Origin of the sequence: Streptomyces sp. NPDC006602, assembly GCF_042870385.1 — a bacterium.
Taxonomy (GTDB): Bacteria; Actinomycetota; Actinomycetes; order Streptomycetales; family Streptomycetaceae; genus Streptomyces.
Window position 1 is genome coordinate 155,719 of the sequence record NZ_JBIAHG010000019.1, and the last position, 6,346, is coordinate 162,064.

Sequence of the window (6,346 nt, forward strand, 5' to 3'; positions counted from 1 at the left end):
CTGCAGCCATTGGTCCCGCTCGCGTCGAAGATGCGGGGGGTGATCTTCAGCTGGGGGTCAGCTCGGGGCCGGCGGGATGGCCTGGTCGATCAGCATTTCCGCGACTTCATGGGCGTCACGGAAGGGCTGGGTGTCATTGAGTGAGGTGGACAGCGCGCGGGCTCCGTCGAACAGCAGCGCCAGGCGGCGGGCGAGGGTTTCCGGGTCGGGGGCGCCTGCTTCGGCGGCAAGCCCAGCCAGGCGGTGGGTGAATGCCTGTTTGTGCTGTTGGACCAGTTCCGCCACCTCGGGCATGGTGCCTGCACCCTCGACGACGGCGTTGTGGAACACGCATCCGCGATATACCGCGTCCGGGCTGGTCGGGGGTTCGCGGAACAAGGCGAGCAGGCGTTGCCGCGGATCGACGTCGTCGCGGGTCAGTTGCGCCACGGCGGGCACCGGCGGCTCGGCCCTGAAGCGTCCCAGATAGGCGGCGACGACGGCCTCCTTGCTGGGGAAGTGCTGGTACAGGGTGCGGCTGGACACGTGAGCCACCTCAGCGAGCCGGGCGACGCCGGTGGCGTGAATGCCGTCTCGTGAGAACAGTTCCGCCGCGGCGCGCAGGATGCGCTCCCGTGCGCCACGTCCACCCCGGTGGATCTTCTCGGTGCTGGTCACCACTCAAGTATAGCGGCCGCTTTACTTCGGGTCGGTCGTCGACTAGGGTCAAGTACCGCGATCGCTTTACTTTGGAGGCGGCATCATGCGGTACCTGACCTTCGGCCGCGGCAACGGCCTGCGCGTCTCGGAATACGCTCTGGGAACCGCAACCTTCGGCACCCGGTGGGGCGCCGGCAGCAAGCGGAGTGAGACGGCTCGGATCCTGGACCGGTTCGCTGACGCGGGCGGTACCTTCCTCGACACCGCCGAGAGCTATCAGGCCGGCGAGTCCGAAGAGATCCTCGGGGAGTTGCTGACCACCCGGCGCGACCAGTTCACCGTGGCCACGAAGTTCGGCGTCGGCATCAACCCCACCTCGGGCGTGCAAGGCACCGGCGACTCCCGTCGGAACATGATCCGGGCGGTCGAGGGCAGCCTGGCCCGGCTCCGCACCGACCGCATCGACCTGCTGTGGGTCCATTTCCCGGACCCGGTCACCCCGACGACGGAGATCGTGCGTGCACTGGACGATCTGGTGCGCTCCGGGAAGATCCTCTACGCCGGGCTGTCGAACTTCCCGGCCTGGCGCACCGCGCGGGCCGTCACCCTCGTCGAGGTGCGCGGCTGGGCCCCGATCGTGGGCGTGCAGGTTGAGTACAGCCTCGTCGAACGCTCCGCCGACCGGGAAATCCTGCCGATGGCCGCAGCGCTCGGCTTGGGCGCGACGTTCTGGTCACCGCTGGGCGGCGGGCTGCTGACCGGCAAGTATCGCCACCGGTCGGAGGGACGACTCACCACGCTGGGTCGACTGATCCACACCGAAGACACCGAACAGAAAAGCACCGTGCCCAACACCGTCCTGCGCATCGCCGACGACCTCGGCATCACCGCGGCGCAGGTCGCGATCGCGTGGCTACGGCACCGCGCGACAATCGCCACCACCGGACTCGTCCCGGTGATCGGCCCACGCACCGTGTCCCAATTGGACACCTACCTCGCCGCCCTCGACGTCGAACTCAGCCACGAGCAATACCAGCAACTGGACGAAGCCAGCCGGATCCCGCTCGGCCAACCCCACGAATCCGTAGCCGCCCGCACCCCGACCCTGCTCGGCGGCTCCGACATCGACTTCCGGCAACCGACCGTCCCCGTCGCCTGAAAGAAGAGCTCGGATGAAACGACGTACGTTCCTCGCAGCGGCGACCGCATCGATGGCCGCCACCCAACGCGCTCGACCCGCCTGTGCCGCCAGTTCAACCGCCGGGCCCTAGGTGTATTGACCCGCAGCGTTGTTCACACGGCTGATGGGTGGCTTGCCTCCGAGTGCGGTGTTCCACTTCGAGGGACCCGGCCTGCTGATTTCCTGGCCTCCGCGTTCACAGCGGTCGAGGACATCCGCCTCCACACCCAGACCGGCGAGGACAACGCGTACGCGGTGCTCCACAACGCGCGGGTAGGACCCAGCCGTTCGAGGAGGCGCAGCTGTTGCGACTCGACCACGAGGCACACATCAAGGAGATCACGCTCTTCGGGCGTCCGATGCCGGCCCTCACCGCGATGATGATCACCCTGGGGCCGGACCTCACTCTCCGGCAGGGCCGCCGTGGCCTCGCTGCGCGCCAGCGCCGCGCCGGCACACGCGCTGGTCACCTTCGGGGACCGCAGCGTGGTCCCGCCGCCCCGGCCGGGAGCCCGGCGGACCTGACAAGACCATGTGCGAGCACGGCCTCCAGCAATTCGATCTCGATGATCCAGCGGCGGATCTCTGACTCGCCGGGGCGATGACTCTGGCTCCGGAATCCTTCCCTTGAGTATGCAACCAGGAAAGTAGGAGAAAGATGTCGACACGCTCACGCGCAAATCACGGGAAGAAAGGTCTCATACGGCACAGGACTGGCCGTGTGGCCATCGCTGTCACCGCTCTAGCACTGTGCGCGTTGCTTCAAGGTTGTGCTGGCCCCGCGCGGTCAGCCACCGAGCTCCGGGCTGCTGCAGGCACGGCGGCAAGTGGGGCACCGTCGCCCCAGTCCGGTGTGACGACTCCCCGCGAAGGGGACGCCACTGTCGCTAACTACAAGTTCCGGGACGGCGAAACAATCGATCAGCTGAAACTCCATTACACCCTACTCGGCGAACCACATAAAAATCAGAAGGGCGTGGTCGATAACGCTATCTTGCTCCTTCACTGGACGGGCGCGAGCAGCAAGGCCCTGTTGACACCGGAGTTTCAACAGTCACTTTTCACGCCAGGGGCGCCATTTGATGTGACACGTTATCTGGTTATCATTCCCGACGCGATCGGGCACGGTCAGTCGAGCAAGCCAAGCGACGGACTCAGGAGCAGATTCCCTCACTATGGGTACGGCGACATGGTCGATCTCCAACACAAGCTCGTCACGGAGACACTCGGCATTTCGCATCTGCGCGCAGTCGTGGGGATGTCCATGGGCTGCATGAACGCCTGGCAGTGGGCAGAAGCTTACCCATCCGCGATGGACGGGATCATGCCAGTGGCGTGCTTCCCAGCGCCGATCAGCGGACGGAACCTGCTGTGGCGAAAAATCATCGTCGACCAAATAAAATCCGACCCAACCTGGAACGGCGGAAACTACCAACAACAGCCACCTGCGGCGGCGGCTGCTGCCAGCATTGCGCGCATGATGATCGACGGTGTCTCGCACCTGCAAGAAGAAGTCACCACACCCGGGCAGGCTGACCAGTTTATCCAGGCCGTCAAAGCGCAATCCTCCGGCGGTGACGCCAATGACCTCATCTACTCGTTGGAGGCGTCCCAAGATTTCAACGGCGAGCCTCACCTAGGGAATATAACGGCCAAGGTGTATGCAGTGAACTTTGCCGACGACGAATTCTACCGCGACAGCCTAGGTATCCTGCAGCGAGGCATGACCAAGGTGCAGCACGGAAGATACGTCGTACGCCCGACCACAGACGATTCAACGGGACACTTGTCGATGACACATCCAGCCCTGTGGAAAGACAAGGCGCAAACCTTCATGAAGTGGCTCAACGCCAACTGAGCCATGCTCCAAAACGGGCCAGCACCATCTCGATCAGCACAGCGAACGCACCGGCCGCCTCCAATGCCTTCGCCGCGGACACCAGCCCCTGCGCGTCCTCACCGTGCCTCTGCACCCGGTAGCCCAAGGCTGTGTTCGGACTGCGGGTGAACCCGATGTGCGCCATCACCGGGATCCCGGACCGGGTCAACTCACGAACTACAGCTGCCGTGACCGTCCATGCCCTGCATGCGCCGGGCGATGGTTCACGTCTCGATCTTCCGAGTGGAGCGCATGTCGCCCACGTGGACCTGGACCAAGTCCCGCGACAGGAGAATCACTTCCCCGGCATCGAACGCCCCACCCAGGGGGACCAGACGTTCGATCCTCTGCCCGGCTGCCAGGTCAGAGCAGAGCACTTCGCCTGGTTCCAGGAGACTCTGGCCCACACTGACGCTGCGAGCCTGATGGCATTCGCTGGCTCAGGGCTCGCCACCGCGCGACTGCTCACGAAGCGGCAGGGCAGCGAGTTCTTCAAGACATTTGAGCACCCCTCCGCCGGCAGCGTGCAGGACATCGCCCACACTCTGCTCGGTGACGAGTTTGCTGGAACAGACCACATCTTCCGTCTCAACGGAACTCACGTGGAGGCTTTCTCCGGCGTCCAGAAAGACCTCTTCGAGTACCTGGCGGAAGGAGGCGATGTCCAGAGCCCCCAGGTATCGCAGTGGCGCACGCAAACACACAATCGCAGGTCGTCATGGCCCCGTACCGGCTGGGACAGCGGCTGGGGTGGCCCGGTCAGCATTCATCAGGACGGCACTGTCCTGGCTATCCGACCGGTGAGCGTAACAAAGACAAACCGCTGACCCCTGAGCGGGCTGTACACGATCTTTAGGGCTCGTAGCGTGCGCCCGATCTCGTAATCCATCGTGCGACGCCCTCGAACGCGTTGAGTGCCCGCACGTCGTAAGGTCCGAAGAAGTTTTGGCAGTCATGGCCGAGCCGGTCGTACAGGGCGGCTGCTCCTCGGGTGTCGCCTGACCGACCTGTGAGCTCGGCGTGCTCTCCGCGTGCTTCGATCACCAACTGTGCGCTCGCTCCGTACCGGAGCTCCAGATCAAGGATGTAGCGGTCCAGGTCTCGGATCCGGGCGGAGAAGCCAGCATCGCGGTCACGAGAATCAGGTGGGTCTGCTCGTCTGATCTCGTCGTCCGCGGCTGCGATATCCAGGACACGCTGGGTTTTGCTCACAGCGTGAGCAACCGCTCCTGCGCTCTTCGGGCGCTGCGCCGGGTCCTTGGCCAGCAGTGTCTGGACGATGGAGTCCAACTGAGCGGGCACGCCGGGACGGTGGGCACTCGGAGGTGCCGGCGTATCGTCCCGATGCATCCTGCCCACGGTCATGGGGTCGTCATCAGCAGTACCGAAGGGTGGACGCCCTGTCAGCATCTCGTACAGGACGCACCCTGTGGAGTAAAGGTCACTGCGTCGACTGCCGGGCTCCCCGTCCCACCGCTCCGGTGCCATGTAGAGGGGGGTGCCAGCACTGGTGCGGGACTGAGTGAGGTCGGCGAGAGAGGCCAGTCCGAAGTCCACGATCTTCACGTCGCCTTGAAGCGTGATCATGATATTGCAGGGCTTGATGTCCTGGTGGATCACTTGCGCAGTGTGCGCTGCACTGAGGCCTTCGCAGATCTGACGCGTCCACCGTACGGTTCGTTCAAGGGGTAGGGGTGGCCCCGTCTTCAGGTATTCGGCTAGTGATTGTCCCTCGACGTACTCCATAGCGATGTAGAGCTCGCCATCGTGTTCACCGGCGTCATAGATGTGTGCGATGTTCGCGTGCATGGCCCTCGCCATGGCCACGCCCTCGCGTTTGACCCCTCGCGCTGTCGGCTGAGCAAACTCTGTGCGGGCTCCGGGCTGGATTACACGTCGCCCCGCGAGGATCTTGAGAGCCACGGTCCGGCCCAGATTGAGGTCTTCGGCTGTCCATACCTCACTCATAGCGCCGCTGCCGAGCCGTTGCTTCGGCCTGTAGCGGCCGTCGATCAGCTTGGAGGTGTCCACGCATGTTCCTTTTCTGTGCCCTCGGCAGGGTCGCGTGATCCGGTGGTCAGTTCGAGTCGGGATGCCCTCCCCAAGAGGTGAGGTCTGTCAGTCCTTCCATGGCCTCATGCCATTCCTCGAAGAAGTCCTTGCCTTGGGCGAGCGCCTTCGCCAAGGTCGCGACGGACTCGTTGCGCAACCGGTCACCCTGCTCGTGTACCTGCTTCCTCCGTAGCGGAACACCGCAGATTTCCCATACAACCCACGCGACCATGCCGAAGGCTAGGAGAGTGAAGAACCCTCGCCACGCTTCGTCAACAAACGGCACCACTATCAACCCACTGATGCCTCCCGTCACTAGCGCACCGCAGACGCGGGGCCATCTACGTACGACCGCCTCTGACTGGACCTGTGTCTGCCGCGTAATGTGCGCGGCAAGGTCACGAACGAGCGGGTCTGGATCCAGAAACAGCTCCGGGTCCGTCGAAACAGTGCAGGACCAGTCCGCAACACTCAGCGTGATGCGCTGGGGAAGATGCTGCCTGAACCGCCCCGGTTCGAATGGAGACTCGATTTCATGAAAGGATCGAGTCATGGCACGACCTTCCCGTTACCCGCTTGAGCTCCGCCGTCGTGCG

7 protein-coding genes are annotated in these 6,346 nt (G+C 64.2%); 3 read left to right on the plus strand and 4 right to left on the minus strand.

What is annotated here, in order from left to right:
* Positions 1 to 57: 57 nt before the first annotated feature.
* Positions 58 to 657 carry a TetR/AcrR family transcriptional regulator gene (locus tag ACFYO2_RS34455; RefSeq protein ID WP_388357012.1) on the minus strand — a complete coding sequence of 200 codons (600 nt, stop codon included), beginning with the start codon at positions 655 to 657 and terminating at the stop codon, positions 58 to 60.
* 85 nt (positions 658 to 742) lie between these two features.
* Here ACFYO2_RS34455 and ACFYO2_RS34460 point away from each other — a divergent pair, with 85 nt between their 5' ends.
* Positions 743 to 1,798 (plus strand): aldo/keto reductase, encoded by a 1,056-nt coding sequence (locus ACFYO2_RS34460; RefSeq protein ID WP_388357015.1) that lies wholly within the window; start codon positions 743 to 745, stop codon positions 1,796 to 1,798.
* Positions 1,799 to 2,540: 742 nt separating this feature from the next.
* Entirely contained in the window at positions 2,541 to 3,677 is a 1,137-nt protein-coding gene (locus tag ACFYO2_RS34465) for an alpha/beta fold hydrolase (protein ID WP_388357018.1), read from the plus strand.
* Here ACFYO2_RS34465 and ACFYO2_RS34470 read toward each other — a convergent pair.
* A complete protein-coding gene (locus ACFYO2_RS34470) occupies positions 3,664 to 3,867 on the minus strand; it encodes a 3-methyl-2-oxobutanoate hydroxymethyltransferase (RefSeq protein ID WP_388357021.1) in 204 nt (67 codons plus the stop codon). The two genes, ACFYO2_RS34465 and ACFYO2_RS34470, sit on opposite strands and share 14 nt — an antisense overlap.
* A gap of 19 nt (positions 3,868 to 3,886) precedes the next feature.
* Here ACFYO2_RS34470 and ACFYO2_RS34475 point away from each other — a divergent pair, with 19 nt between their 5' ends.
* A complete protein-coding gene (locus ACFYO2_RS34475) occupies positions 3,887 to 4,525 on the plus strand; it encodes a hypothetical protein (protein ID WP_388357024.1) in 639 nt (212 codons plus the stop codon).
* Between the two features lie 25 nt (positions 4,526 to 4,550).
* On the opposite strand, the gene ACFYO2_RS34480 is transcribed toward ACFYO2_RS34475, so the two are convergent.
* Positions 4,551 to 5,729 (minus strand): serine/threonine-protein kinase, encoded by a 1,179-nt coding sequence (locus ACFYO2_RS34480; RefSeq protein WP_388357026.1) that lies wholly within the window; start codon positions 5,727 to 5,729, stop codon positions 4,551 to 4,553.
* Between the two features lie 46 nt (positions 5,730 to 5,775).
* Positions 5,776 to 6,303, minus strand: a complete 528-nt coding sequence (locus ACFYO2_RS34485) for a hypothetical protein (protein ID WP_388357029.1) — start codon at positions 6,301 to 6,303, stop codon at positions 5,776 to 5,778.
* Positions 6,304 to 6,346: the final 43 nt, after the last annotated feature.